Below are 26,803 nucleotides of genomic sequence, written 5' to 3' on the forward strand. Positions count from 1 at the left end.
GAATGCGAATTATTTGTATTTATTTTGCGGCAGTTGCATCGATGGCGCTTGCGCGGACGCTTTCGGCGCCATGCCGATCGTGCTGGTGGTGCCGCTGCGCACGATCTGCACGGGCAGCAGTTGCGGCAGGGCGGCGGCGAAGCGGTCGAGCTGGGTCAGGCTGAAGCTGCCGCCGATGCGCAGGCGCGCCACGGCCGGATCGCGCACGACGAAGCCCGTGTCGCCATAGCGCTCGAATTCGGCCAGCGCCACGCTCAGCGGCACGTTCTCGAAAGTGACGCGGCCTTCGCGCCACGGCGCCACGCTGCCGGGCGCCAGGCTGGCGATGGCCGACAGGCGGCCGGCCGCATCGGCCGTCACGCCCTGGCCCGCCAGCAGGTCGATGGCGTCCGGCTGCGCGCCCGCCACGCGCACATGGCCGTGCTGCACGGCCACGCGCAGGCTGTCGTCGTGATCGAGGGTATTCCGCACGGAAAATTGCGTGCCCACCACCGTCACGCGCAGCGGGCCGGCCGCGACCTCGAATGGCTGGCCCTGCCTGGATTGCACCTGGAACAGCGCTTCGCCCTGCGCCAGGCGCACTGCGCGCCGCTGGCGGTACAGGGTGACGTGCAGCCGCGTGGCCGTGTCGAGCTGCACCGTGCTGCCATCGGGCAGGGCAACGGTCAGGCGCTGGCCGCGCGCGGTGGCATAGGACTGGCTGAACGTGGGTTGTTGCCACCACTGGTAGCCGCCCGCGCCCACGCCGAGCAGCAGCATGGCCGCCGCCGCATACGGCAATGCGCGCAGCCAGTGGCGGCGGGGCGCGGAGGCTGGGGCGGGGGCAGCCGGGGGCACCGTCCAGCGCGCGGCGACCTGTGCGGGAATCCGGCGCACCGCCTGCTGCGTGTGCTGCAGCTGCGCATACGCGTGGGCGTGCCGCGCATCGGCCGCCAGCCAGGCGGCAAACGCGGCCTGGCCCGGGGCATCAAGATTGCCGCGCCGGCTGAACCAGGTGGCCGCCGCCAGCGCCACGGGATCTTGCGTTGCCGCAAAGCGCGCATGCGCGCGCGCGTCCGCCTCGTCCTGGGCGGAAGGGCCGAAATCGTGGCGGGGTGGAAGTGCGGTCATGGGCGCCATTATGTGGCTTCCCGCAAAGAATGCAACTGTGCCTGGCAACTGAGCATGCCGCGCGCGATATGTTTTTCCACCATGCTCACGGAAATGCCCATGCGCGCGGCAATTTGCGCGTGCGGCAATTCCTCGAAGATGTGCAGCACGAAGGCGTCGCGGCAGCGGGGCGGCAGGGCGTCGATGGCGGCCACGCATGCTTGCCAGTCCTGGCTGCCCTGCAGCGCCTGTTCCGGCTGCAGGTGCGATGGCGCGGCCGGATGCGCCGCTTCCGGCATGGCGTCGAGTGCATCGTGCTGGCGCAGCGCGGCGCGGCGGTGATTGTCGATCAGCAGGTTGCGCGCCGTGTGGTACAGCAGCGCGCGCGGTTCGCGGATGGCGTGCTCTTCCCGGCTGGCGCCGTCCGGCACGCTTTGCGCGCCCAGCACGCGCACATAGCTTTCCTGTACCAGGTCGGCAGCGGCTTCGCGGTTGCGCAGGCTGCGCCAGCAGAAATTGAGCAGTTCTTGATAGTAGCGTGCAACCACGGCGTCCGATGTCTTGTTGAAAGTGCAGCCTGGCATGCCACATATGAGAATGATTCTCATTATATTGCATGGCGGGCCGCCGTGGGCCGCCGTGCTAAGCGGTTTACCGCACCGTGGCAGGTGTACAACGCTTTGCGGCGCATCCCACATGCATTACCATCCATAGTTGATATGGAGATAACATGGCTATTCAAATCATCAACACGGCGCCGATTGCCGGCCAACAGCCGGGTACCTCGGGGTTGCGCAAGAAGGTGGGGCAGTTCAGCCAGCCGCAGTACCTGGAAAACTTCGTGCAAAGCGTGTTCGACACGCTCGGCGACTGCCGCGGCCAGACCCTGGTGCTGGGCGGTGATGGCCGCTATTACAACCGCACGGCGATCCAGACGGTGCTGCGCATGGCGGCGGCGCATGGTTACGCGCGCGTGCTGCTGGGCCAGGGCGGCATTCTGTCGACGCCGGCCGTCAGCTGCGTGATCCGCAAGCATGGCGCCAGCGGCGGCATCATCCTGTCGGCCAGCCACAATCCGGGAGGTCCCGACGGCGATTTCGGCATCAAGTACAACATCGGCAACGGCGGCCCGGCGCCTGAAAAGCTTACCGAAGCCATGTTTGCGCGCACGCAAGCCATCACCGAATACCGCATCAGCGACGCCGCCGACATCGACCTCGATGCGCCGGGACTGGCGCGCATCGAGCAGATGAGCGTCGAGGTGATCGACCCCGTCGCCGATTACGCGGAGCTGATGCAGCGGCTGTTCGATTTCGACGCCATCCGCGCCCTGTTCGCGGGCGGCCTGCGCATCTGCTTTGACGGCATGCACGCCGTTTCCGGCCCGTACGCGAGCGCCATCCTGGAAGGCATGCTGGGCGCTCCCAAGGGCAGCGTCATCAACGGCGTGCCCTTGGAAGACTTCGGCGGCGGCCATCCGGACCCGAATCCCGTCAACGCGCAGGAATTGATCGCGCGCATGGCCAGCGACGATGCGCCGGACTTCGGCGCGGCGTCGGACGGCGACGGCGACCGCAACATGATCGTCGGGCGCCGCTTCGACGTGACGCCGTCGGACAGCCTGGCCATCCTGGCCGCGCATGCCACGCTGGCGCCCGGCTACCGCGCCGGCTTGAAGGGCATCGCGCGCTCGATGCCCACTTCCGGCGCGGCCGACCGCGTCGCCGCCGCGCTGGGCATACCGTGCTTCGAGACGCCGACGGGCTGGAAGTTCTTCGGCAACCTGCTCGACGCGGACATGGCGACCCTGTGCGGCGAGGAAAGCTACGGCACGGGTTCGAACCACGTGCGCGAGAAAGATGGCGTGTGGGCCGTCCTGTTCTGGCTCAACCTGCTGGCGGCGAAACGGCAGTCGGTGGAAGAGATCGTGCGCGCCCACTGGGCCACGCATGGCCGCAACTATTATTCGCGCCACGACTACGAGGATATCGACAGCGCCGGCGCGGCGCAGCTGATGGAGGCCGTGCGCGCGCAGCTGGCCACGCTGCCGGGACAGGTGGTCGATGGCTACACGGTGGCGCTGGCCGACGATTTCAGCTACACGGATCCCGTCGACGGCGCGGTGGCCGGCAAGCAGGGCATCCGCATCATCATGACGGACGGCGCGCGCATCGTGCTGCGCCTGTCGGGCACGGGCACGCAGGGCGCCACCTTGCGTTTGTACCTGGAGCGTTACGAAGCCGACGTGGCCCGGCACGACCTGCCGACCCAGGAAGCGCTGGCTGGCCTGATCGGCGTGGCGGAGCGGCTGGCGCAGATCCGCCAGCGCACGGGGCGTGATGCGCCGACGGTGACGACATAAAAAAAGGGCGCACATGGTGCGCCCTTCTTCATTGCGGCAGATCAAACCAGCATCACGCCTTGGCTGGCACGACCGCCTGGCGGTAGTTGTCGACCATCTTGTAGCGCTTCGCGTACAGGCCGAAGGCCATCATGGCAACGGCGGCAAAGGCGGCGAAGAAGAACATCTGGAAGGCCGTCACGCTGATGCCGCTCTCGGCAATCTTGCCGATCACGCCCTCGTTCATGACGCTCTTGTTGACGATCAGCACCCACAGGTTGCCGACGGTGGTCGACAGGTTCCAGAAGCTCATGATGGCGCCCTTCATCGAGACGGGCGCCTGGCTGTAGGCAAACTCCAGGCCCGTGGCCGAGACCAGCACCTCGCCGAAGGTCAGCAGGGCATACGGCAGGATCTGCCACATGATGGAGACGGCGTTGCCGCTGTCGAGGGCCAGCTGCAAGAGACCGATGACGATCCAGGCCAGCGAGGAAAAGCCGATGCCGGCCGTCATGCGGCGCAGGGCGGTGGCTTCCATGCCGAAGCGGTTTAGCATCGGGTACAGCACCAGGTTGTTGAACGGGATCAGCAGCATCACCAGCATCGGGTTCAGCGCCTGCATCTGCGCCGGCAGGAACCAGCTTGGTTTTTCCATGGTGTTGGCCTGCACGATCCAGGTCGACGCCTTCTGGTCGAACAGCGAGAAGAACGGCGTCACGAGGGCGAAGATGACGAGGATGCGCAGCACGGCGCGCACGCCTTCGACGGCTTCGTCCGGGTGGATGCCGCGCGCGCGTTCCAGTTGCATGGCCGTGCCGATGCTGCCGAAGGCCAGCAGCAGGACCAGCGCGGAGCAGGCCGAGATGACGAAGCCCCAGTCCGGGATCATGTAGAACGAGAACAGGGCGCCGGCCACGCCGACGTAGGCCACGTACAGGCCCGGGCGCGAGCCGTTGTCCACTTGCGCCAGCAGGGCGGTGCGTGCCACGCGGGTAAACGAATCGGGATTCGGCGGTGCCGGCGGCACGTGCACGTATTTCTTGGCGCCCATCCAGAAGACGATGGTGGCGGCCAGCATCATGACGCCGGGGATGCCGAAGGCGATCGACGGACCGTAGTCGCGCAGGAACATCGGCATCAGCAGCGAGGCGAAGAAGGAGCCGAAGTTGATGATCCAGTAGAACAGGTCGAACACCAGCTTGGCCTTGTGCTTGTTGGTCTGGTCGAACTGGTCGCCGACGAACGAGGCCACGAGCGGCTTGATGCCGCCGGAGCCGAAGGCGATCAGGAACAGGCCGAAGTAGAAGCCGTTGACATTGTTTTCAAAGACGGCCAGGCAGGCATGGCCGGCGCAATACACGAGGCTGAGCCAGAAGATGGTGTTGTACTTGCCAAAGAAGCGGTCGGCCAGCCAGCCGCCCAGCAGCGGGAAGAAATACACGCCGATGACGAAGGTGTGGAAGACGTGCTTGGCTTCCCCCGTGCGCTGGTCGATCGGGATCATCAGCAGCAAGGTGCTGATGAGGAATGGCGTCAGGATGTTGCGCATGCCGTAAAAGCTGAAGCGTTCGCAGCCTTCGTTGGCGATGATGTACGGTATTTGCCGCGGCATTTTTCCCGTGGCGGTTTGTGTCTCGGCCGATGACATTGGCTCTCCCCAAGTATTTTTTGTAAGCCGCGATGCTAAGGCCTGCCGCGTTTGCTTGCAACAGAAAAAACGGCCCCTTGGCTATTTCGCAAGGAATTGTAAGGTATTGATTTTCATAAAGACATTACTTTGCGTCGTTGCGATGGCAGGACGCGGCAGTACTAATTGCATTTTCAACATGCCATGCGATGCCGCTTCGTCCGCCAGCACAAAACCGCATGCCAGGTACAGGGTCAGCGCCGCATGGTTGTCCTGCGCCACGGCCAGGCGCAGCCGGGCCAGATCGGGGATGCTGTTGGCATGGGCGATGGCGGCGCGCAGCAACTGCCGCCCGATGCCCTGGCCGCGCGCCTGCGGCGCCACGTAGACGCCCCACAGGCTGGCTTTGTCGTGTACGACGGCAATCGGCTCGCGGCGCAGGCCAGCCATGGCGATCAACTGTTCTCCTTTGAAAGTGCCAAATATTATTTGGTATGGCGTCGTCTGCAGGCGCTGGGCGATCTGTGCCAGCGGCAAGCCGCTTTCCGCCGCATGCGTGGTGCAGAAGGCGGCGGGCAGTTCGGCGATGCCGGCCAGGCGCAGCGCGCGGTAGGCGGCAGCGTCGTCGGGCGCGAGGGGGCGGACAGTGTGGGCAGGCATGTCGGCGAGTATCGGGCCTCGATGCCAGAAAGTAAACCTTGCGCTGCGCCATATTCGAACATAAGATATATCTTATTGCGATATATCTTAAGGAGCCATCATGCTGCACTTCCATCGCGGCGACCAGCTGTTGCGCGCCGCCCCGCACAGCCAGGGCGATGCGCCGGGCGCCGTTGCCAGCGTTGTTCCCGCCGCGCGCGGCCCGAAGATGTTTGACGCGGGCACCCTGCGCTACCTCGTACTGCAATTGATCGCCGACAAGCCGCGCCATGGCTACGACATCATCAAGGCCATCGAACAGCGTGCCGGCGGCGCGTATGCGCCAAGTCCCGGCGCCATCTATCCGCTCATGCATGGCCTCGTGGGCCACGGTTACGTGGCCGTCAGCCTCGACGGTAACAAGAAGCTGCACAGCATCACGCCCGAGGGGCTGGCCTTCCTGGCCGCCAACCGCGCCTATGTGGACGCCATCGCCGCCAGGGTGGATGCGCCGGCAGGCGCGGACGACGACTTGCGCCACCTGATGCACGAGCTGAAGGCGGCGGTGCTGGCGCGCGGGCGCGCGGGCGAGTCCGATGCCAGCCGCCTGGACGCCATGCGCGCCATCCTGCGCCGGGCGCGTGCCGACATCGAGGCGCTGGCATGAGGCCCGCGCCGCTGTCCATGCCGGTGCCCATGCTGACGCCGGCGCGCGAGCGCGCGATGCTGTGGCTGCTTGCGCTGACGCAATTTACCGTCATCATGGATTTCATGGTGATGATGCCGCTGGCGCCCCAGCTGATGCAGGCATTCCATATCGGCCCGGCCGCCGTCTCCGGCGCCGTCTCGGCCTATGCCTGGTGCGCCGGCTTGTCCGGCTTGCTGGCGGCCACGTATATCGACCGCTTCGACCGCAAGAAGCTGCTGCTGACCATGTTTTGCCTGTTTACCGTGTCGAACCTGGCCTGCGCGCTGGCGCCGAACTTCCACGTGCTGCTGTGGTCGCGCGCGTTTGCGGGGATGACGGGCGGCGTGCTCGGTGCCATCGTCATGGCCATCATCGGCGACGTGATTCCCGCCGAGCGGCGCGGCGCGGCCACCGGCATCGTCATGACCTCGTTTGCCATGGCGGCCGTGGGCGGCGTGCCGATCGGCGTGGTGCTGGCCGCGCACTTCGGCTGGCCTTCGCCCTTTTTCCTGCTGGTCGTGCTGTCGCTGCTGATCTGGCTGGGCGCGGCGCGCGTGCTGCCGTCGCTGACGGCGCACATGGGCGCGGCCCCGACGCCGCTGCGCCAGGTGCTGCCGAACCTGCTGGCGCTGCTGCGCGAACGGCGCCACCTCGAGGCGTTTGCCTTGTCCATTGTCAACATGACGGCGGGCATGCTGGTAATTCCCTTCATTTCGCCCGTGCTGGTGGGGAATATGGGCCTGGCGCCGGCCGACGTCACCTGGGTCTACCTGGCGGGCGGCTGCGCCACGATCTTCACGGCGCGCCTGATCGGCCGCTGGGCGGACCGGGCCGGCAAGCAGCAGGTCTATCGCTGGGTCTCGTTGCTGTCGATCGCACCGCTGCTGTTCATGACGCATCTGCCCCAGTTGCCGCTGCTGGCGCTGATGCTGGTGTTTCCATTCTTTATGGCCCTCGTGTCGGGCCGCACGATCCCGCTGCAGGCGCTGCTGACGACCATCCCGGAGCCGCGCAAGCGCGGCGCCTTCCTCAGCGCCAATTCGGCCCTGCAAAGCCTGGGTAGCGGACTCGGCGCCTGGCTGGGCGGTCTGACCCTGCAGACGGATGCGGCCGGCCACATCGGCGGCTATGGCTGGAATGGCTGGCTGGCGGCGGCCTTGTCGCTGTGGACGGTGTGGTGGGTGGCGCGCGTGCGCGGCGCGGCGCCGCAGGGCGCGCCGGCGTAGGCGGGCTTACTGCGTGGCGATGCGCTGCATGGGCGCGCTGTCCTTGCGCCATTGTTCCAGGCTCAGCAGGTCACCGCTGACGATGTCATCGACGAGGATGCGCTTGCCGTCCGGCGAGACGACGAAGCTTTCCCAACGGTGGGCCGCATCCGGCGTGCTTTCGAAAAAGCTCAGCTGATAGTAAGGCTGGCCATCGACGAGGCGCGTCTCGGGTGACGTTTCCATCACGGCGCCATGCGCGCGGCCGGCCGAGGCTTTTTCGATATGCGCCGACCATGCCTTGATCTCGGGCAAGGCCATCAGCGCATCGACGGCACGCGCATTCTGCTCTTGCGCCGTCGTCTGGCTGCTCGCGGCCGGGGCGTTGCCGCCGTGCTGCGCGGGCTGCTGGTAGACGTAAAAGGCGGCCAGGGCGGCGGCCAGCAAGCCGGCCAGGGTGCCGGCGATGATGGCGGTTTTGGAAGAGGAGGCGCGTGGCGGCATGGTGGTGTGGGCGTGAGAAAGAAGGTCGATGGCGGCCATGCTAAAGCAAAACGCACAGGCCGGCAATCGCCGGGCTTGCCAAGCGGGCTGGCCACGTCAACAGGCGAAAAAAAAGCTACCTTCCATAGAAGATAGCTTTTCGGGGCCGCCGGGGAGGCACTGGCAGCTTTTGGTCTGCCTGTTCCTGCCCGGCGCAGGCGGCTCCGCGCGCCGTCGCCTGCGCGCGGAGCCGCAGGACATTACATCATGCCGTCCATGCCGCCCATGCCGCCCATACCACCCATGCCGCCGCCCATGCCGCCGCCTGCCTTGTCGTCAGCGATTTCGCAGACCATGCAGTCGGTCGTCAGCATCAGCGAAGCGATCGAAGCGGCGTTTTGCAGCGCCGAACGGGTCACTTTGGCTGGGTCCAGGACGCCCATTTCAACCATGTCGCCATACGTGCCGTTGGCAGCGTTGTAGCCGTAGTTGCCCGAGCCAGCCAGTACGGCTGCCACGACGACCGAAGCTTCTTCGCCAGCGTTTTGCACGATCATGCGCAGTGGCTCTTCCATTGCGCGCAGGACGATCTTGATACCGGCATCTTGATCAGGATTGTCGCCCTTGATCGTGATGTTGGCGCGTGCGCGCAGCAGGGCTACGCCGCCGCCAGGCACGATGCCTTCTTCGACGGCAGCGCGGGTTGCGTGCAGAGCATCTTCAACGCGGGCTTTTTTCTCTTTCATTTCGACTTCGGTGGCTGCGCCAACCTTGATCACGGCAACGCCGCCAGCCAGTTTGGCTACGCGCTCTTGCAGTTTTTCACGGTCGTAGTCCGAGGTCGCTTCTTCGATCTGTACGCGCACTTGTTTCACGCGTGCTTCGATCGAGGCAGCTTCGCCGGCGCCATCGATAACGATGGTGTTTTCCTTGCCCACTTCGATGCGTTTCGCCTGGCCTAGTTCGGCCAGGGTCACTTTTTCCAGGGTCAGGCCGACTTCTTCAGCGATCACTTGACCACCGGTCAGGACAGCGATGTCTTCCAGCATGGCTTTGCGGCGGTCGCCGAAGCCAGGTGCTTTCACTGCGCAGGTTTTCAGGATGCCGCGGATGTTGTTCACAACCAGGGTCGCCAGCGCTTCGCCTTCGATGTCTTCGGCGATGATCAGCAGTGGACGGCCAGCTTTTGCGACTTGTTCCAGTACCGGCAGCAGGTCACGGATGTTCGAGATTTTCTTGTCGCACAGCAGGACGAATGGGCTGTCCAGTACGGCAACTTGCTTCTCTGGGTTGTTGATGAAGTATGGCGACAGGTAGCCGCGGTCGAACTGCATGCCTTCAACGATGTCCAGCTCGTCGTTCAGCGACTTGCCGTCTTCAACGGTGATAACGCCTTCCTTGCCGACTTTTTCCATCGCTTCAGCGATACGCTCGCCGATCGAGTAGTCCGAGTTGGCCGAGATCGCGCCAACCTGGGCGATTTCCTTGGTCGTGGTGCAAGGACGGGCGATTTTCGCCAGTTCTTCGACGGTTGCTGCAACAGCTTTGTCGATACCGCGCTTCAGGTCCATCGGGTTCATGCCGGCGGCAACGAACTTCATGCCTTCGCGCACGATGGCTTGTGCCAGCACGGTCGCGGTGGTGGTGCCGTCGCCGGCGTTGTCGCTGGTGCGGGAAGCAACTTCCTTGACCATTTGCGCGCCCATGTTCATGAGCTTGTCTTTGAGTTCAACTTCTTTCGCTACCGACACACCATCCTTGGTGACGGTAGGGGCGCCGAACGAGCGCTCCAGGACCACGTTGCGGCCTTTCGGGCCCAGCGTTACTTTGACTGCGTTGGCGAGGATGTTGACGCCTTCGACCATCTTGGCGCGCGCTGCGTCGCCGAATACTACTTCTTTAGCTGCCATGTTCAATTCTCCTGAGTTTCGGGATGTATCTGTCTACAACGTGGAAACAATTACTTGACGACGATCGCCATGATGTCTTCTTCGCGCATGACCAGCAGCTCATCGCCGTCAACTTTGACGGTTTGGCCGGCGTACTTGCCGAACAGGACGCGGTCGCCCACTTTGACATCCAGAGGACGGACTTTGCCGTCGTCGAGAATCTTGCCATTGCCTACGGCAAGGACTTCGCCTTGATCCGGTTTTTCAGCAGCTGCATCAGGAATGATGAGGCCGGACGCAGTCTTGGTTTCCTGGTCGAGGCGTTTGACGATGACGCGATCGTTCAATGGGCGCAGATTCATACAAAACTCCTTAAAGTTCAATGGATAAGTGTTGCTAAATGAATACATGCCTGGCACAGCGCCAGGCCTGCTTTCAGTGACCGCCGTTGAAAGCAGCCCGCAACGGTCAAGCAAACCCCATGTCATCCTGTCCTTGTCCGTATCCGGCAGTGGTGCATCGCGGCGTCGCCCGCCGCGTAGCATTCCCTGCAGTGGCCTGGCAAGCACCATCATTTCCTGAGGATTGCTACGAAAGAGTTTGTTAGCACTCTCTACTAACGAGTGCTAATTATAGGGACGGTAGGGGGCTTATTCAAGGGCTTATTCTCCGGGAAGATATGCATAGACGTTCTGCGCAGCCTGCATTTACGCAGGGTTTGCGCTGGCGCAAGCCAAGTTCCCGGGCGTCAGCAACAGCAGCGACTCTAGCATGTCGTCCGGATGGGGGGCGTTCCTGTACACACAGGAAACAGATTTCACTATGAAATTTGATAAGATGATTGATATTACATATCAATATCGCCACTGCGCCAGAAAGCACACCATGCAGCACATCATGCCCTATCCTGTTTCCCGCCCCGCGCTGCGCCTGCTAGGCGCCGCCGTCATCGGCCTCGCTTGCCTGGGCCATGCCGTCGCGCAAACGGCTGCCGCGCCAGCGGCCACCATCGTCGACGAGATCACCGTGGCGACCCTGACGCCGCTGGAAAAGGAAATGCTGCTCAATGACCTGTTCAACGACTTGAACAAGGATGACGACGACCAGGAAGCGCATGTGTGGGACAACGGCGGCGACCGCGGCGTGCTGGTGAAAGCCACGTATAACTTCAGCAATTCCGGCATGACCGAGCACAGCCTGAAGGCGCACATGTGCCGCGACCTGAAGTTCGTCGTCACGGCTGGCGGCAAGACGCAGGACCTGAGCCGCCGCACCTGTTCGCAGAACAGCGGCAACTGGGATGTGCAGGGCAAGGACCCGGCGCCCGTCGTGTATCCGCCCTTCCTGTCGGACGTGACGGTGGCCAAGCTGAATGCCAAAGAGCAGGCATCGCTGCTGAAGGCGGCCGTGCGCACCTTGAAGGATGAAGAGGATGGCAAGAGCCGCCAGTGGAGCAACAAGGGGCTGGGCAATGCCCAGGCCTTGCTGGTGACCTTGACGCCATCCGCGACCGGCACCAAGCCTGGCAGTTTTACCACGTGCCGCGACTTGACGATGGTGCTCGACGGCAAGGGCGGCAAGCAGGAATTGACGCGCCGTGCGTGCGAAAACCGCTACGGCAGCCTGGACATCGAACCGGACTTCGAAGGGCATCGCTAGGACGGCCTGCTGCAGGGCGGCAAGCGCGCCGTGGCGTTAAAAAGCATGTATTTCACGGCAACTGCGCTGCATTGATGTAAATATGTGTGACAGCGGCCTGATTCGATTGACGCCCAGGGAGCGTCCGCCCTATAGTGGCGGGATGATTTCCGAATTCAACGAATTATCCGACAAAATCGGCCTGCTGGCCGAAATGACCCACGCGCTGCGCCGTGAAAACGCGCAGTTGCGCAAGGACAATGTCGCCCTGGCCGCCGAAAACGCGCTGTATGTGCAACGCATGCGCGAGGCGCAGGAGCGCGTGGAAGCCTTGCTGGAAAAAATCCCGGAACTGGTGCAGGCCGGCCTGGAGCAAGCCGCTTCCGAAGCCGCCGCTGTCACCGGCGATCACCTTGCCGAGAACGAGAAGGAAGCGTAATGCCGCGTGTCGATGTCAATATCATGGGCCAGGCCTACAGCATGGTGTGCCGCGATGGCGAAGAGCGCGCCTTGCGCGAAGCGGCGATCTATCTCGATAGCAAGATGAAGGCCATCCGCGACGCCGGCAAGGTCAAGGGCAACGACCGCATTGCCGTGCTGGCCGCGCTGGGCGTGGCGGCAGAGTTTCTCTCCGTCAAGTCACCGCAAGGTCCGCTGTCGGAATTGACGATACTGGAAGTGAAGCAAAAGATCTCGGCCATGCATACCGTCCTGGACAGCGCACTGACGCCCCAGGAAAACCTTTTTTAAGCGCGTACGCGACGATTTGTCTTTGCGATGCGCGACCAAAGGAGTAAACTTGGGTCTACCCTGCGGTGTTCGCGATTGCCATATATTCCTTGAACCATTTATGCGCATCGGTTGCGAATTTTGTTTGATGGGAGTGAGCGTCGCTCGTTCGACGAACCCGAAATTGAACTAACGTGACCACCTTGAACCGTTTGGTTCGGGATGCCGGCATAGCGGCACAGGCGGGGCCCAATTTGTAGTACAACTGAAAACGGTTGCGGCATCACGATGCGCAACCGTTTTTTTACGTCTGTTGCCTTGATACGGGAGATTTGATGAAACAATATTGGCTGATGAAATCGGAACCGGATGAAGTGAGCATCGACGACCTGATGGCGGCGCCGCAGCACACCATGCCGTGGTTTGGCGTGCGCAATTACCAGGCGCGCAACTTCATGCGCGATGGGATGAAAGTGGGCGATGGCGTGCTGTTCTATCACTCCAGTTGCCCGCAGCCGGGTGTGGCCGGCGTGGCCGAAGTGGCCAGCACGGCGTATCCCGATCACAGCCAGTTTGAAGAGGGCGGCAAGTACTTCGATCCGAAAGCCACGCCAGAGCAGCCGCGCTGGATCAGTGTCGACGTGCGCGGCCTCAGGAAGACGGCGCTGCTGCCCCTGTCCGAGATGCGCCAGATGCCGGAACTGGAAGACATGCTGCTGTTGAAGAAGGGCAGCCGCTTGTCCATCACGCCCGTGACGCCGGCGCAATGGAAGGTCATTACAGGCAAGTTGACAGCCTAGGCGCCGGCGTGGCATCGACCTCGATGCGGTTACGGCCATGTTGCTTGGCCCGGTACAGGGCCCGGTCGGCGGCGGCGAGCAATTGTTCCGGCGCCGGGCAACCGGTATTCAGGGCCAGGCCGATGCTGGCCGTCACCTGGCCGCTGCGCGACGGGGCCTGGGCGATGGCGGCCGCGGCGATCGCTTCCTGCATCTTTTGCGCCACCGCCTGCGCGCCGGCCAGTCCGGTGGCTGGCAGGATGGCGGCAAATTCCTCGCCGCCAAAGCGCGCCACCAGGTCGCTGGCGCGCGGTAGCGCCGAGCGCAGGGCTGCGGCAATCTGCACCAGGCAGGCGTCGCCATACGGATGGCCAAAAGTGTCGTTCAGGCTCTTGAAGAAATCGATATCGATGATCAGCAGCGCCAGCGGCTTGCCGTCGCGCGCTGCGCGCTGCCATTCGCCCTGCAGGGTCTGGTCGAAGCAGCGCCGGTTGGCGACGCCCGTCAAGCCATCGGTCAGCGACAGTTTTTCCAGCAGCTCGTGCGCGGTGCGCAAGGCCAGCTCGCTTTGCATGTAGCGGCTTTGCAGGGTGGCCGAGCGCAGCGCGTGGACGGCCAGCGCGACAAACAGCGAGGTGGCCGCCAGGTAGAAATGGTCGCGCAGCACGACGAAACCCAGTCCCAGCAAGGCCGCCGTGAAGAAGATGGGACTGAAGTTGTCGATCAGCAAGGTCAGTGGCGGCGGGGCATGCCGTGGCCGGGCCGCTTCCTCCTGCGGCCGGGTTTGCGCAGCGAGCACCGCCAGCAGCAGGAATGGCACGCTTGGCAGCAACTCGGTCAGGATCGGCCCGGCGAGCGCATGCAGGGTCAGGTAATTGTAGGCGCCCGCGCAGCCGGCGTAGCACCACAGGAAAACGCTGAGCAGCAGGTAGAAACGGCCCTGCTCGCCATCCCGGCGGTGCGCCAGCAGGCGCAGCGAGGCGCAGCAGGCCAGGACCAGGTTTTCCACGTTGTACGTCACCACCAGCAGGCTGGCGGGAATCGGCGCGATCGAGCGCTGGGCAAATGGCGAGACGGAAAAGATGGCCGTATAGGCCAGATAGGCTGCCAGCAAGACTTGCACGGCGTCCAGCCATTGCAGGCTGCGCGAGGGATGCTGGTCGCTGACCGAGGAAATGGCCAGCAGCAGGGGCGCGCCATACATGAAATAGGCAAAATCGGAGAAATACGTGGCGTCGGATGCCACCTGTCCGCTCAGGTCTTGCCAGGCGGACAGCGCCATGCCCACGCTCCAGAACAGCATGGCCGCCGCGAACAGGCCCCATCCCGTGCGCACGATGCCGGGCGCGCTCAGACGGGCGCAGCGGCAGCAGGCGGCCAGGGCCAGCAAGGGCGCCAGCAGGTTGAACAGGTAGCCCACGGTCGCGGCATGCCGGCCGGCAAACGCCGTCAGGGCCAGCTGCGCCAGTAGATAGGCGGCGCCCACGGTCATCCAGAACGTCGTGGTCTTCCTGGCAAGCTGCATAGGCTGGGCTCCCTGGCTCGAATGTCCGTCAGATCATGAGCGCCTGCCTTGGTTTGGCGGCAGGGTAAAACGATCATACCCCTTATCCCAAAAGCAAGTCCATTCCATTGGGAAATTTTAATGCATAGAGGGAAAGATTGTGGCGGATCACGCCAGGCCGGGGGCGGATGGCGCGGCGCGTGCCGCCGCCCTCCGCCTGGAACGGCGTGTCAGGCCTGGGCTGGGCGCGCCTTGGTCGGCGGCGTCGCCATCACCTGGCTCTTATAGGCCCAGACGAGCAGCGCGATGGCGCCGACGATCATCGGCAGCGACAGCATCTGCCCCGAGGTGATCGGCACGCCCAGCCACACGACTTCCCAGTCCGGCGTGCGGAAGTACTCGGTGAAGAAGCGCGCGCAGCCGTACAGCAGGGTGAACATGGCGCCCACGGCCATCCGCGGATGCTGCTTGCGCGCGTACAGCCACAGGATGATGAACACCAGGATGCCGTCGACCAGCATCTGGTAGATCGGCGACGGGTGCACGGGATACGGAATGCCCGGCCATTGCATGGCCCACGGCAGGGTGTCCGGCGCGATGCGGCCCGGCAATTCGGCATTGATGAAGTTGCCGAGGCGGCCGGCCGCGTAGCCGAGCGGCACCAGCGGGGCGATGAAATCGAGCACGTCGAACAGGTTGCGGCCCGCCTTGCGGCTCCACAGGTACATGGCGACGATGACGCCGAGGAAGCCGCCATGGAAGGACATGCCGCCATGCCAGACCATGAAGATTTCGAGCGGATTGTGCATGAAGTATGCGGGGCGGTAGAACAGCACTTCGCCCAGGCGGCCGCCGATCACCACGCCCAGCATGCCGTAGAACAGCATGTCGTCGAGGTCTTCCTTCTTCCAGCCCAGCGCGGCGATATGCGGCTGCTTGATGCGCACCCGGCCCAGGATGATGAACAGGGCGAAGGCCAGCACATACATCAGGCCGTACCAGTGCACGGCCAGCGGGCCGATCTGGATGGCAATCGGATTGGGCATCGGGTGTATCAGCATGGGGTTTCTTTCTTTGTTTAAAGCTAAGGTTGCGTAGTATGGCCCTGCGGCAGCTTTTTTGCCTTAGCGGCCACTTAATTTATTGACCGCCAGCGGCAATTTGCATGCGCAGCAGGGCCAGGAAGCCTTGCAGCACGGCGGACGGATTGTCGCGGCGCCAGGCCAGGCCCGTTTCCACCAGCGGCGTGGCGTCCTGCAGCGGCCTGTATTCTACGCCGGGGCGCATCAGGTTCGAGACTGATTGTGGCACAAGCGCGATGCCCATGCCAGCCGAAACGAGGCTGACGATGGTTTGCATCTGGATCGCTTCCTGGCCGATCTGCGGCGTGATGCCGGCGGCGCGGAAGACGCCGAGTATCGCGTCGTGCAGGGCGGGCGAGATCGCGCGCGGGAAGATGATCAGCGGCAGCGTCGGCACGTCCTGCAGGCGCACGGGGCCCGGCGTGGCCCATATGGCGAGACCCGATGGCGCGGCCAGCACCAGCGGCTCGGCCAGCACGGGCAGGTAGTCGAGCGCCGCCTTCGCCTTCTCGGGCAGGGGCGGGATCAGGAGGCCGGCATCCGTGCGCCCGGCCAGCAATTCGTCGAGCTGCAGGTCGGAGGTGGCTTCCTGCAAGGCGATCTGCACCTGCGGATAGGCCGCCTGGTAGGCGCGCAGCAGGGGCGGCAGCACGCTGTAGTCGGCCGACGAGACGAAGGCCAGGCTCAGGCGGCCCGCCTCGCCCTGCGCGGCCCGCCGCACCAGCGCCGGCAAGTCCTGTGCCTGGGCCAGCAGGCGGCGCGCCTCGGGCAGCAGGGCAGCGCCTGCCGGCGTCAGCTGCACTTCGCGCCGGGTGCGCACGAACAGGGGCGCGCCCAGCATGTCTTCCAGGGCCATGATGGTTTGCGACAGGGGCGGCTGCGTCATGTGCAGGCGCGCGGCGGCGCGGCCGAAATGCAATTCCTCGGCGACGGTGACAAAGTAGCGCAACTGGCGCAGCTCAAGATTCATATGCGTTTCCATGCGGATTGAACGCTGTGATATGTAATACGACTCACAGACACGTGCATCATATATTTGACAGTGGGGCGCGCGCAAGGCAATCTGGCGTACCCCCACTGCGCGCAGGGTCTTGGCCCTTGCCGGCCCGCTCCCGCAGTCAGGCACTCACACTTTTGGAAGGACCCCATCATGCCGCAATACCGCTCCCGCACCACCACCCACGGCCGCAACATGGCTGGCGCCCGCGCCCTGTGGCGCGCCACCGGCATGAAGGACGGTGACTTCGACAAGCCGATCATCGCCGTCGTCAACTCGTTTACCCAGTTCGTGCCCGGTCACGTGCACCTGAAGGATCTGGGACAGATGGTGGCGCGCGAGATCGAGGCGGCCGGCGGCGTGGCCAAGGAATTCAATACCATCGCCGTCGATGACGGCATCGCCATGGGCCACGGCGGCATGCTGTATTCGCTGCCTTCGCGCGACCTGATCGCCGACTCCGTCGAATACATGGTCAACGCCCACTGCGCCGACGCCATGGTGTGCATCTCGAACTGCGACAAGATCACGCCGGGCATGCTGATGGCGGCCATGCGCATCAACATCCCCGTCGTCTTCATTTCCGGCGGCCCGATGGAAGCGGGCAAGGTCGTCAAGGTGGTCAACGGCACGCAGAAGATCATCAAGCTGGACCTGGTCGACGCCATGATCAAGGCGGGCGACAGCACTGTCTCCGACGCCGACGTGGCCGAGATCGAGCGTTCGGCCTGCCCGACCTGCGGTTCGTGCTCCGGCATGTTCACTGCCAATTCGATGAACTGCCTGACCGAGGCGCTGGGCCTGGCCCTGCCCGGCAACGGCACGATCCTGGCCACGCATTCGGACCGCCAGCAGCTGTTCCTGCGCGCCGGCCGTCTGATCGTGGAACTGGCCAAGCGCCACTACGAGCAGGACGATTATTCCGTGCTGCCACGCTCGATCGCCACCAAGGCCGCTTTTGAAAACGCGATGGCGCTCGACGTCTCGATGGGCGGCTCGACCAATACCGTGCTGCACCTGCTGGCCGCCGCGCACGAGGCGGAAGTGGAATTCACGATGGCCGACATCGACCGCATCTCGCGCAAGGTGCCGTGCCTGTGCAAGGTGGCGCCGATGACGGACAAATACCATATCGAGGACGTGCACCGCGCCGGCGGCATCGTGGGGATTCTGGGCGAGCTGGCGCGCGCCGGCCTGCTCAACACCACTCTGCCGACGATACACGCGCCGACACTGGCCGACGCCATCGCGCAAAACGACATCATGTGCACGGACAATCCGGCCGTGCATGAACTGTTCCGCGCCGCGCCGGGCGGCGTGCCGACGCAGACGGCGTTTTCGCAGTCCGAGCGCTTCGCCGCCGTCGATACGGATCGTTCCACCGGCTGCATCCGCGACAAGGCCCACGCGTATTCGCAGGATGGCGGCCTGGCCGTGTTGTACGGCAACCTGGCCGAGAAGGGCTGCATCGTCAAGACGGCCGGCGTCGATGAAAGCATCCTGAAATTCTCGGGCAAGGCGCGCGTGTTCGAAAGCCAGGATGCGGCCGTGGCAGCGATCCTGGAAGACACCGTGCATGAGGGCGACGTCGTCATCATCCGCTACGAAGGCCCGAAAGGCGGCCCCGGCATGCAGGAAATGCTGTACCCGACGTCGTACATCAAGTCCAAGGGCCTGGGCAAGGCGTGCGCGCTGTTCACGGACGGGCGCTTCTCGGGCGGTTCCTCGGGCCTGGTGATCGGCCACGCGTCGCCGGAAGCGGCCGAAGGGGGCGCCATCGGCCTGGTGGAAGAGGGCGACTTCATCGACATCGACATTCCCGAGCGCAGCATCAACCTGCGCGTCACGGATGCGCAGCTGGCCGCGCGCCGCGCCGCCATGGAAGCGAAGGGCGATGCGGCCTGGCTGCCCGTCAACCGCGACCGCTATGTCTCGCAGGCGCTGCAAGCCTATGCGGCACTGACGACATCGGCCGACCGCGGCGCCGTGCGCGATCTGTCGCAGTTGAAGAAACGTTAATTTGTTGTGCCAGTACGACGGCCGGCCCCGATCCACCGCGCGGGGCCGGCTGCCGTTACATCGCCTTACAAACAACATGGTCAGCGGCGTGCAGATGGGGCAGAATGTGAGTGCCTCCCGACTGCATTGCGTTACTACATTGAAACGCTTGATCTGGGCTCGTGGTGCATCTGCGGAAACACAGTAAAATGCCGCAGGAAGTAACTTTGGAGAAAAGACAATGAAACGTTTTATGTTGGTGAGTGTATTGGCCGTCTCGGCCCTGGCATCGCAAGCAGCGTTGGCCAATCCGGACCTGGCGAAAGCCAAGAATTGCATGGCGTGCCACGCCGTGAGCACGAAACTGGTGGGTCCCGCGTTCAAGGACGTGGCTGCCAAATACGCCGGTCAGAAAGACGCGGAAGCCAAGCTCGTGGCGAAAGTCATGAAGGGCGGTTCCGGCACCTGGGGCGCGATCCCGATGCCAGCCAACCCGCAAGTGAGCGATGCGGAAGCCCACACCCTGATCAAATGGGTGCTGGCGCAGAAATAATCTGTGCCGCTCTACCCGATATCAGCGCGCCGGCAATCCCGGCGCGTTTTTTTTGCCTGCCGCCTTCAAGTTGCCCATGCCTTCCAGCGTCGCCCTGACCGCCTCGGCCAGCGGCGTATGCGCTTCCTGGCCCAGCACGGCCAGCAGGCGCGCATTGTCCATCTGCAGCGGCGTTTGCCATAAATAGCGCATCTCGCGCATTTCGCGCAGGGTCGCCACGAATGGCGATGCCAGGGTCACCAGCCACCAGGGAAAACGCCAGATGGCGGGCGCAGCTCCCGTCGCCTGCTCCACCACGCGGGCAATCGCCGCCGTCATTTGCCGGCCATCGTGGTCCCGGTGTCCGGCCATGTGAAAGCGCGCAAACGCGGGCAGGGTGTCGCGCATGGCCAGCAGCTGCAGCATCGTGCGCGCCACGTCGGGCAGGTAGGACCACTGGTGGCCGATGCCCGGCGCGCCCGGATACAGCACCGTGCGCACGGGCTGGCCCGGTTTCACGAGGCCTTGCGAAAACCAGTTGTTGCCGGCGCGGGGGCCGAAAAAATCGCCCGCGCGCACGATCAGCACGCGCGCGCCCTGCGTGCTGGCTGCCTCCAGCCGCGCCTCCAGTTCCACGCGGATGGCGCCCTTGCGCGTGCGCGGGTGCTGCGGCGCGTCTTCCGCCAGTAATTCCCCCGTTGCCGGAAAGGCGTCGGGGCCAAAGTTATACACGGTGCCGGGCAATACGATGGTGGCGTTTTCGGCAATCGCCGCGGCGATCGTGTTGTCGAGCATGGGCAGTACCAGCTGGCCCCAGTGCCGGTAGCCGGGCGGATTGACGGCATGCACGATGACGGCGCAGCCTTTCGCTGCCGCCAGCACGTCCGCGCGCGACAGGGCGTCGCCGCGCAGCCATTCGATGGCGTCGCCGCGTGGCGACGGCGTCTCGCCCCGCGCCAGGGCGCGCACCTGCCAGCCTGCGCCCACCAGCTGGCGCACCATCTCGCCGCCGATGCCGCCCGTGGCGCCCAGTACCAATGCCGTCTTGTCCATGCTGTCCTCCTTGTGGTTGATGGCGTCAGTATCTGCCGCGCAGGGCTAATTGGGAATTGACGAGCATCGCTGACAGGCTATACATTTATGTATGACAAAACTTCATCCATGAATCCGGCGATCGCCTGGGAATACTACCGCTCGCTGCTGGCCGTGCTCAGCCATGGTTCGCTGTCGGGTGCCGCGCGGGCGCTGGCCATCACGCAGCCCACGGTCGGCCGGCATATCGGCGCGCTCGAGCAGGCGCTGGGCGTGACCCTGTTCACCCGTTCCCAGACAGGCTTGCTGCCCACGGAAGTGGCGCTGGCCCTGCGCCCGCATGCGGAAGCGATGGCGCAGACGGCCGCCCTGATGGAGCGCGCCGCCAGCAGCCAGGGGCAGGGCGTGGCCGGCGTCGTGCGCATCTCGGCCAGCGAGGTGGTGGGCGTGGAAGTCTTACCGCCGATACTGGCCCGCTTGCGCGAGCGCCATCCGGGCCTGACCGTGGAACTGGTGTTGAGTAACAAGGTGCAGGATTTGCTGCGCCGCGAGGCCGATATCGCCGTGCGCATGGTGCGGCCGCGCCAGGAACAGCTGCTGGCGCGCAAGGTGGGCGATATCGAACTGGGCTTGCATGCGCACGCGGACTACCTGGCGCGCCGCGGCGCGCCGCTGGACCTGGCTGACCTGGCGCGCCATGCCGTCATCGGCTACGACGAGGCAAGCCCTTTCGTGCGCAATGCGGGCGCCGTGTTCAAGGATTTTTCACGCGAGCATTTTGCCTGGCGCTGCGACAGCGACCTGGCGCAGCTGGCCCTGATACGCGCGGGCGCCGGCATCGGCGTGTGCCAGGCGGGACTGGCGGCGCGCGATCCCGCCTTGCGGCGCGTGTTGCCGCAGGCGTTTGCGCTGCCGATGGAGACGTGGGTGACCATGCATGAAGACTTGCGCGGCAGCCTGCGCTGCCGCGCCACCTTCGACGCGCTGGTCGAAGGCTTGCTCGCTTACGTGGCGGAACAGCCGCTTACTTGACTACTTCCATCTTGGTTTTCTTGCCATCGCGATATGTAAACAAGGTCAGCGCGCCATCCTTGATGTCACCGTTGGCGTCAAACGCAATCGGCCCCGTCACGCCCTGGTACTTGACCTTGGCCAGGAAGGGCAGATAGACGGACGGTTTCGACGACTTCGCGTCGGCCATGGCGGTCGCCATGGTCATCACGGCATCGTACACATACGGCGCGTACAGCTGCACTTCCATATTGTATTTCTGCTTGTAGCGGGCGCGGAAATCGTCCATGCCTTTTTGCTGCTCGCCCGTCACGCCGCCCGCTTCCGCGCAGGTGACCATGTTTTCGCCGACGGCGTCGCCCGCCAGTTTGCCCAGCGGCTCCGTGCACAGGCCGTCGCCGCCCATGAACTTGGCCTTGATGCCCAGCGCCTTCATCTGGCGCAGCATGGGGCCGCCCACGGAATCCATGCCGCCGAAGAAGATCAGGTCCGGGTTCTTGGATTTGATGCTGGTGAGAATGGCGTTGAAGTCGGTCGCATTGGCATTGGTAAACTCCTTGCCGACGATTTGCACGCCGGGCAAGGCTTTCTTCGCCCCTTTGACGAACTGTTCCGCCACGCCCTGGCCGTAGGCCGTGCGGTCGTCGATGACGGCGATTTTCTTTGCTTGCAGCTTGCCCACGGCATACGCGCCCAGGGTGCCGCCCAGCTTGTTGTCATTGGCGACCACGCGGAAGGCCGTATTGAACTTTTGCTGCGTGTAGGTGGGGTTGGTGGCGGCCGGCGAAATCTGCGGAATGCCGGCATTGAAGTAAATGCGCGAGGCGGGTATCGTCGTGCCGGAATTCAGGTGGCCGACCACGCCGTTGACCTTGGCGTCGACCAGCTTTTGCGCCACGGCCGTGCCCTGCTTCGGATCGGCTGCGTCATCTTCGGGAACCAACACGAACTTGACGGCTTTGCCGTCGATCTTGAAGCCTTTGGCGTTCAAGTCCTCGATGGCCATCTTGGCCGCGTTTTCATTATCCTTGCCCAGGTGGGAGCTGGCGCCAGAGACCGGGGCGACGTGGCCTATCTTGATGATTTCCTGCGCGCCCGCATGGCCGGCAAAGGCAAGGGCGACGGCGAGTGGAAGGACTTTGGTCTTGAGCAGCATAAACATTCTCCAATGGATAAAGATACGGCGGCGTCTCGTGAAAACCGCTTCGATGGCGGTACGTGTGAAGAAAGGTACAACAAAAAACAGGCCGCGCAAAGCCGCTTTTCGGGCTTTTTACATTTTGTCGTAACAATCACCAAAGTGAGGCGCGATGCACCGATTTCGCTGGCGCGAGCGCACCAAAGAGTGGCGTTGGAAGGAAGATGGGTGTAGGAGAAGGTGGCCCCCAAAGGCCCGGAAACTGGCCATGCCTGACAAAAGCGCCGCGAGCGGACGAAAGGAGGCAAGAAGCGCAACCGTACGCAAGGACGGGGCGCCGCGCCGCAGGTTTTGGCGGGAGTCCTAGGGCGCAGGTGGGTGCAGATGTCCCAGCTCATGGCTGACGGCATGCGCCACGATCTGTTCCAGCGATTGCTGCAAGTCTTCGCGCAGGGCGCCGCGCATGCCGATCAGGGCATTTTGCAGCGCCGTCTGCAAGACGTGGGCGATGCGCTCTTCGAGCAGATGATCGATCTTGCCCTGGACTTGATGCAAGATGCGCTGCGTTAGGCGCTGTTCGATGGCGTCCCAGTCGGGCTGCGCCAAGCTGGGCGGCAACGCCGGTGGCGCTTCCGCGACGACGGCCACAGCCGGCGCCGGCGCTGCTGGCGGTGGCGGCGCCGGCACTTCCGGCCCCAGCAGCACTTCCGTCAGCAGGGGGATGCCCTGGTCGAATGGCGGCCGGTTCATGTCTTGCCCGCCACGAAGTGCGTCGGTTGCACGTCTTGCTGGCGATAGTGGAGGAAGCGCTGGCGGCCCGCCTGCGCATCCTGTTCGTCGGAAGACACGATCTCGAAGACGCGCTGGAACTGCGCATAGTTGGCGGGCGGCAGCTGCGACAGGTTGACGAGGATGTCGTGATGCGGCAGCTCGGCCGCCTCGTCATCGGTCAGGATGATGGGTGTCTGCGGCGCCAGCGGATCGCCGGCCAGCACGTGGGGCAGGAAATCCGTGGCGGAAAACGTCCACATGGCCGTGTTCAAGGCGTCGAGCTGGGCGCCATCGGCCGCCAGCACGACCACCTTGTTGCCGGCCATATAGGCCTTGCGCGCCAGGCGGCAGGCATAGGCCAGCTTGTCCGGCACGTTGCTGTGAAAATCGACGCGGCTCATGGCGTGGCTCAGGCTGCCATGCCGCTGTGGCGCAGCAGGGCGTCGATCGAAGGTTCGCGGCCGCGGAAGGCCGTGAACGATGCCAGCGCCGGACGCGAGCCGCCGACGGCCAGGATTTCCTGCTGGAAGCGCTTGCCCGTTTCCGCGGAAACCACGCCGCCCGTCAGGGCCGCCGCCTCCTCGAAGGCCGCATAGGCGTCGGCGGACAGCACTTCCGCCCATTTGTAGCTGTAGTAGCCTGCCGCATAGCCGCCGGCGAAGATGTGGCCGAACGCGTTCTGGAAGCGGTTGTAGGCGGGCGGGATCAGCACGGCGAACTTGCGGCGCACCGTGTCGATCACGTCTTGCACGCTTTGCGTGCCGAACGGGTTGTAATCGTAGTGCAAGTGCATATCGTGCAGCGAGAATTCCACGTGGCGCAGGGTCTGCATGCCGGACTGGAAGTTTTTCGCCGCCAGCATCTTGTCGTACAGGGCGCGCGGCAACGGCGCGCCCGTCGTCACGTGGGCAGTCATGTGCTGCAGCACATCCCATTCCCAGCAGAAGTTTTCCATGAATTGCGACGGCAGTTCCACGGCATCCCATTCCACCCCGGCAATGCCCGACACGCTGATCTCATCCACCTGCGTCAGCATGTGGTGCAAGCCGTGGCCGAATTCGTGGAAGAGGGTGATGACTTCATCGTGCGTAAACAGCGATGGCTGCAGTTGGCCGTCGATCAAGGCTGGTTCCGTGAAGTTGCAGGTCAGATAAGCGACGGGCGTTTGCAGCTTGCCGTTGTGCAGGCGGCGTCCGCGCGCGTCGTCCATCCATGCGCCGCCACCCTTGCCGGCGCGCGCATACAGGTCCAGGTAGAACTGGCCCACCAGTTCGCCGTCGCGTTCGATGCGGTAGAAGCGCACGGACGGGTGCCAGGTGCTGGCCGTATCCGGCACGATATGCACGGAGAACAAGGTCTGCACGAGGCGGAACAGGCCATCGACGACCTGGTGTTCAGGGAAATACTGTTTTACTTCCTGTGCCGAGAACGCATAGCGGCGCTCCTGCAGCTTTTCCGAGGCGTAAGGTACGTCCCACGCTTCCAGGGTATCGAGGCCCAGCTCGTCTTTCGCGAACGTGCGCAGCTCGGCCAGGTCCTGTTCCGCGTACGGACGCGCGCGGCGGGCCAGGTCTTCCAGGAAGGCAATGACCTGTTCCGGGCTCTGCGCCATCTTCGGCACCAGCGACACTTCGGCGAAGTTTTTATAACCGAGCATCTTGGCTTCTTCGTCGCGCAACTTCAGCAAAGTGACGATATTCTGTCCATTATCCCATTCGTCTTTCCGGCTGAAGCCATCACCGAGTTCCGATGCCTTGGTGACGTTGGCGCGGTAGATCGTTTCGCGCAGGCTGCGCCGGTCGGCAAATTGCAGGATCGGGTAGAACGAGGGGAAGTGCAGGGTGAACTGGTAGCCGTCCTTGCCATCCTTCGCGGCGGCCGTGCGGGCCGCCTGCTTCACGTCGTCGGGCACGCCGGCCAGCTCCAGCTCGTCGCTTACCAGCAGCTTGTAGTCATTGGTGGCGTCGAGGACGTTTTCGGAAAAGCGCGTGGAAACGGCGGCGTGCTCTTCCTGGATGGCGCCGAAGCGCTCTTTTTTCTCTTCCGGCAGCTCGGCGCCGCCCAGGCGGAAGCCGCGGATCGCGTGTTCGACGATGGTCTTGCGCGCCGGCGACAGGGTCGCGAACTCGGCGCTGTCCTGCAATTGCTTGAATTTGGCGAACAGCGCCTCGTTCTGGCCCAGTTCGGTCCAGAATTCCGTCACCTTCGGCTGACTTTCATTGAAGGCGGCGCGCAATTCGGGCGTATCTACAACATTGCTCAGGTGGCTGACGATGCCCCAGGCGCGGCCCAGGGTCTCGCTGATCTCATCTTGCGGTGCAACAAAACTATCCCAGCTGACGGCCGTCTCCGGTGCCGCCAAGTGCGCCACGGTGGCGCGCGCCTTGGCCAGCAGGGTGTCGATGGCCGGTGCAACGTGCTCGGCGGTAATCGCATCGAAGCGTGGCAGTCCGGAGAAGTCCAGCAAGGGGTTGTCGGTTGTCATCAGCTAATCCTGTATATATATCTTCAGGCGGCAACGCCGCCTGGATTCTAGAACACCTGAAAAATGTTCAGGCCATGCGCGGCGCCGAAAGCAGTACGAATAGTACGGCGAGGCACGGCAACACGGCCATGGACATTTTCCCGGGTGCGCCTCTTTAAATGCGTTCCGCCGCTTCGACCGTATTCATCAGCAACATCGTGATCGTCATCGGACCCACGCCACCCGGCACGGGCGTGATGTGCGAGGCGACTTCCTTGATGCCGGCAAAATCCACGTCGCCGCACAGCTTGCCGTCATCGTCGCGGTTCATGCCCACGTCGATGACGATGGCGCCCGGCTTGACCATGTCGGCCGTCAGCGTATTGCGGCGGCCGACGGCGGCCACGACGATGTCCGCCTGGCGCGTGTACAGGCCCAGGTCCGGCGTTGCACTATGGCAGATGGTGACGGTAGCGTTCGCTTGCAAGAGCAGCAGGGCCATCGGCTTGCCGACGGTGTTGCTGCGGCCGATGACGACGGCGTGCTTGCCGCGCAAGTCCACGCCCGTGCTTTCGATCAGTTTCATGCAGCCGTACGGCGTGCAGGGGCGGAAGCCGGGCAAGCCCGTCATCAGTTCGCCGGCGCTGAGGACGGAATAGCCGTCCACGTCCTTCGTGGTGGCGATCGCTTCGATGACCTTGTGCGGGTTGATGTGCTTGGGCAAGGGCATTTGCACGAGGATGCCATGGATGGCTGGGTCGGCGTTCAGGCTGGCGATGCGTGCCAGCAAGTCCGCTTCGGACAGGTCCGCTTCATATTTCTCCAGCACCGAGTGGAAACCCACGTCGCCGCATGCCTTGACCTTGTTGCGGACATACACCTGGCTGGCCGGGTCTTCGCCGACGAGGATCACGGCCAGACCGGGCTGGGTGCCCTTGGCAGTGAGGGCGGCGGCGCGCGTGGCGATCTCGCTGCGCAGTTTTTGGGAGAGGGCGATTCCGTCGATCAGTTGTGCTGGCATGGTAGGGAGGCTGAGAGCTGGTGGGAGGGAAAAGACAGATTATAAAGCCGCCGGCTGCCGGCCGGCGTTTTTGCCGTCGCTTTACTGCTTTGTTTACCGCTTTCATCACATTCATTTCTGCCTGGAATTTGCGGCAGTGCAGCATA

27 protein-coding genes and 1 other RNA gene are annotated in these 26,803 nt (G+C 64.0%); 12 read left to right on the top strand and 16 right to left on the bottom strand.

Features of this window, described 5'->3' with window-relative positions; translation table 11 throughout:
• Positions 1–9: 9 nt before the first annotated feature.
• Positions 10–1,110, bottom strand: coding sequence for a FecR family protein (locus YQ44_RS03835; protein ID WP_198043869.1), 1,101 nt, complete (start codon positions 1,108–1,110; stop codon positions 10–12).
• A gap of 8 nt (positions 1,111–1,118) precedes the next feature.
• Positions 1,119–1,673 (bottom strand): sigma-70 family RNA polymerase sigma factor, encoded by a 555-nt coding sequence (locus YQ44_RS03840; RefSeq protein ID WP_071322251.1) that lies wholly within the window; start codon positions 1,671–1,673, stop codon positions 1,119–1,121.
• A gap of 146 nt (positions 1,674–1,819) precedes the next feature.
• On the opposite strand from YQ44_RS03840, the gene YQ44_RS03845 reads away from it, so the two are divergent.
• Complete coding sequence (locus YQ44_RS03845; protein ID WP_071322252.1) at positions 1,820–3,451, top strand: alpha-D-glucose phosphate-specific phosphoglucomutase; 1,632 nt, start codon at positions 1,820–1,822, stop codon at positions 3,449–3,451.
• Positions 3,452–3,503: 52 nt separating this feature from the next.
• On the opposite strand, the gene YQ44_RS03850 is transcribed toward YQ44_RS03845, so the two are convergent.
• Entirely contained in the window at positions 3,504–5,042 is a 1,539-nt protein-coding gene (locus tag YQ44_RS03850; protein WP_198043870.1) for a POT-type proton-dependent oligopeptide transporter, read from the bottom strand.
• 117 nt (positions 5,043–5,159) lie between these two features.
• Positions 5,160–5,717 (bottom strand): GNAT family N-acetyltransferase, encoded by a 558-nt coding sequence (locus YQ44_RS03855; RefSeq protein WP_071322254.1) that lies wholly within the window; start codon positions 5,715–5,717, stop codon positions 5,160–5,162.
• 100 nt (positions 5,718–5,817) lie between these two features.
• Between YQ44_RS03855 and YQ44_RS03860 the strand changes: the two genes are divergently transcribed.
• A complete protein-coding gene (locus YQ44_RS03860) occupies positions 5,818–6,363 on the top strand; it encodes a PadR family transcriptional regulator (RefSeq protein ID WP_071322255.1) in 546 nt (181 codons plus the stop codon).
• The gene (locus YQ44_RS03865; protein ID WP_071322256.1) at positions 6,360–7,610 is read left to right on the top strand and encodes an MFS transporter; all 1,251 of its coding nucleotides are present in this window, start codon (positions 6,360–6,362) and stop codon (positions 7,608–7,610) included. The genes YQ44_RS03860 and YQ44_RS03865 overlap by 4 nt, the downstream gene beginning before the upstream one ends.
• A gap of 6 nt (positions 7,611–7,616) precedes the next feature.
• Here the strand turns inward: YQ44_RS03865 and YQ44_RS03870 are convergent, their stop codons facing one another.
• From YQ44_RS03870 to groES, 3 genes are all read right to left on the bottom strand, one after another.
• Complete coding sequence (locus YQ44_RS03870) at positions 7,617–8,132, bottom strand: hypothetical protein (RefSeq protein WP_232251047.1); 516 nt, start codon at positions 8,130–8,132, stop codon at positions 7,617–7,619.
• Positions 8,133–8,332: 200 nt separating this feature from the next.
• Entirely contained in the window at positions 8,333–9,982 is a 1,650-nt protein-coding gene (gene groL / locus YQ44_RS03875; protein ID WP_071322257.1) for a chaperonin GroEL, read from the bottom strand.
• A gap of 50 nt (positions 9,983–10,032) precedes the next feature.
• Complete coding sequence (groES, locus tag YQ44_RS03880; protein ID WP_010400979.1) at positions 10,033–10,323, bottom strand: co-chaperone GroES; 291 nt, start codon at positions 10,321–10,323, stop codon at positions 10,033–10,035.
• Between the two features lie 523 nt (positions 10,324–10,846).
• Here groES and YQ44_RS03885 point away from each other — a divergent pair.
• The 5 genes from YQ44_RS03885 (at position 10,847) to YQ44_RS03905 (ending at position 13,128) form a co-directional block, all read left to right on the top strand.
• The gene (locus YQ44_RS03885) at positions 10,847–11,620 is read left to right on the top strand and encodes a hypothetical protein (protein ID WP_071322258.1); all 774 of its coding nucleotides are present in this window, start codon (positions 10,847–10,849) and stop codon (positions 11,618–11,620) included.
• A gap of 142 nt (positions 11,621–11,762) precedes the next feature.
• The gene (locus YQ44_RS03890) at positions 11,763–12,038 is read left to right on the top strand and encodes a DUF904 domain-containing protein (RefSeq protein ID WP_071322259.1); all 276 of its coding nucleotides are present in this window, start codon (positions 11,763–11,765) and stop codon (positions 12,036–12,038) included.
• Positions 12,038–12,349, top strand: a complete 312-nt coding sequence (locus YQ44_RS03895; protein ID WP_071322260.1) for a cell division protein ZapA — start codon at positions 12,038–12,040, stop codon at positions 12,347–12,349. The genes YQ44_RS03890 and YQ44_RS03895 overlap by 1 nt, the downstream gene beginning before the upstream one ends.
• A gap of 54 nt (positions 12,350–12,403) precedes the next feature.
• Positions 12,404–12,581: non-coding RNA, 6S RNA (gene ssrS, locus YQ44_RS03900), on the top strand.
• A gap of 82 nt (positions 12,582–12,663) precedes the next feature.
• Positions 12,664–13,128: an EVE domain-containing protein gene (locus YQ44_RS03905; RefSeq protein ID WP_071322261.1), complete on the top strand. Its 465-nt coding sequence runs from the start codon at positions 12,664–12,666 to the stop codon at positions 13,126–13,128.
• On the opposite strand, the gene YQ44_RS03910 is transcribed toward YQ44_RS03905, so the two are convergent.
• The 3 genes from YQ44_RS03910 to YQ44_RS03920 all read right to left on the bottom strand — a co-directional run bounded on the left by YQ44_RS03910 (position 13,106) and on the right by YQ44_RS03920 (position 16,663).
• Entirely contained in the window at positions 13,106–14,632 is a 1,527-nt protein-coding gene (locus YQ44_RS03910; protein ID WP_083411639.1) for a GGDEF domain-containing protein, read from the bottom strand. The genes YQ44_RS03905 and YQ44_RS03910 overlap by 23 nt on opposite strands.
• A 209-nt stretch (positions 14,633–14,841) precedes the next feature.
• Positions 14,842–15,672: a prolipoprotein diacylglyceryl transferase gene (lgt, locus tag YQ44_RS03915; RefSeq protein ID WP_071322263.1), complete on the bottom strand. Its 831-nt coding sequence runs from the start codon at positions 15,670–15,672 to the stop codon at positions 14,842–14,844.
• Positions 15,673–15,751: 79 nt separating this feature from the next.
• A complete protein-coding gene (locus tag YQ44_RS03920) occupies positions 15,752–16,663 on the bottom strand; it encodes a LysR family transcriptional regulator (RefSeq protein ID WP_071326246.1) in 912 nt (303 codons plus the stop codon).
• 180 nt (positions 16,664–16,843) lie between these two features.
• On the opposite strand from YQ44_RS03920, the gene ilvD reads away from it, so the two are divergent.
• Complete coding sequence (ilvD, locus tag YQ44_RS03925) at positions 16,844–18,709, top strand: dihydroxy-acid dehydratase (RefSeq protein ID WP_071322264.1); 1,866 nt, start codon at positions 16,844–16,846, stop codon at positions 18,707–18,709.
• 220 nt (positions 18,710–18,929) lie between these two features.
• A complete protein-coding gene (locus tag YQ44_RS03930) occupies positions 18,930–19,241 on the top strand; it encodes a c-type cytochrome (RefSeq protein WP_071322265.1) in 312 nt (103 codons plus the stop codon).
• Between the two features lie 21 nt (positions 19,242–19,262).
• Here the strand turns inward: YQ44_RS03930 and YQ44_RS03935 are convergent, their stop codons facing one another.
• A complete protein-coding gene (locus YQ44_RS03935; RefSeq protein WP_071322266.1) occupies positions 19,263–20,273 on the bottom strand; it encodes an NAD-dependent epimerase/dehydratase family protein in 1,011 nt (336 codons plus the stop codon).
• Positions 20,274–20,381: 108 nt separating this feature from the next.
• Between YQ44_RS03935 and YQ44_RS03940 the strand changes: the two genes are divergently transcribed.
• Positions 20,382–21,284, top strand: a complete 903-nt coding sequence (locus YQ44_RS03940) for a LysR family transcriptional regulator (RefSeq protein ID WP_071322267.1) — start codon at positions 20,382–20,384, stop codon at positions 21,282–21,284.
• Here the strand turns inward: YQ44_RS03940 and YQ44_RS03945 are convergent.
• On the bottom strand, positions 21,277–22,419 hold the full coding sequence (locus tag YQ44_RS03945; protein WP_071322268.1) for a branched-chain amino acid ABC transporter substrate-binding protein: 1,143 nt from the start codon (positions 22,417–22,419) through the stop codon (positions 21,277–21,279). The genes YQ44_RS03940 and YQ44_RS03945 overlap by 8 nt on opposite strands.
• A gap of 12 nt (positions 22,420–22,431) precedes the next feature.
• On the opposite strand from YQ44_RS03945, the gene YQ44_RS28630 reads away from it, so the two are divergent.
• Positions 22,432–22,635: a hypothetical protein gene (locus YQ44_RS28630; RefSeq protein WP_156894683.1), complete on the top strand. Its 204-nt coding sequence runs from the start codon at positions 22,432–22,434 to the stop codon at positions 22,633–22,635.
• Between the two features lie 129 nt (positions 22,636–22,764).
• Here the strand turns inward: YQ44_RS28630 and YQ44_RS03950 are convergent, their stop codons facing one another.
• The 4 genes from YQ44_RS03950 to folD form a co-directional block, all read right to left on the bottom strand.
• Positions 22,765–23,151: a hypothetical protein gene (locus YQ44_RS03950; RefSeq protein ID WP_071322269.1), complete on the bottom strand. Its 387-nt coding sequence runs from the start codon at positions 23,149–23,151 to the stop codon at positions 22,765–22,767.
• Positions 23,148–23,573, bottom strand: coding sequence for a DNA polymerase III subunit chi (locus tag YQ44_RS03955; protein ID WP_071322270.1), 426 nt, complete (start codon positions 23,571–23,573; stop codon positions 23,148–23,150). The genes YQ44_RS03950 and YQ44_RS03955 overlap by 4 nt, the downstream gene beginning before the upstream one ends.
• A gap of 8 nt (positions 23,574–23,581) precedes the next feature.
• Positions 23,582–25,657, bottom strand: coding sequence for a M3 family metallopeptidase (locus YQ44_RS03960; RefSeq protein ID WP_071322271.1), 2,076 nt, complete (start codon positions 25,655–25,657; stop codon positions 23,582–23,584).
• Positions 25,658–25,811: 154 nt separating this feature from the next.
• Positions 25,812–26,657, bottom strand: a complete 846-nt coding sequence (gene folD / locus YQ44_RS03965; protein WP_071322272.1) for a bifunctional methylenetetrahydrofolate dehydrogenase/methenyltetrahydrofolate cyclohydrolase FolD — start codon at positions 26,655–26,657, stop codon at positions 25,812–25,814.
• Between the last annotated feature and the right edge of the window lie 146 nt (positions 26,658–26,803).

The sequence above is a fragment of the Janthinobacterium sp. 1_2014MBL_MicDiv genome (genome assembly GCF_001865675.1).
GTDB lineage: Bacteria > Pseudomonadota > Gammaproteobacteria > Burkholderiales > Burkholderiaceae_D > Janthinobacterium.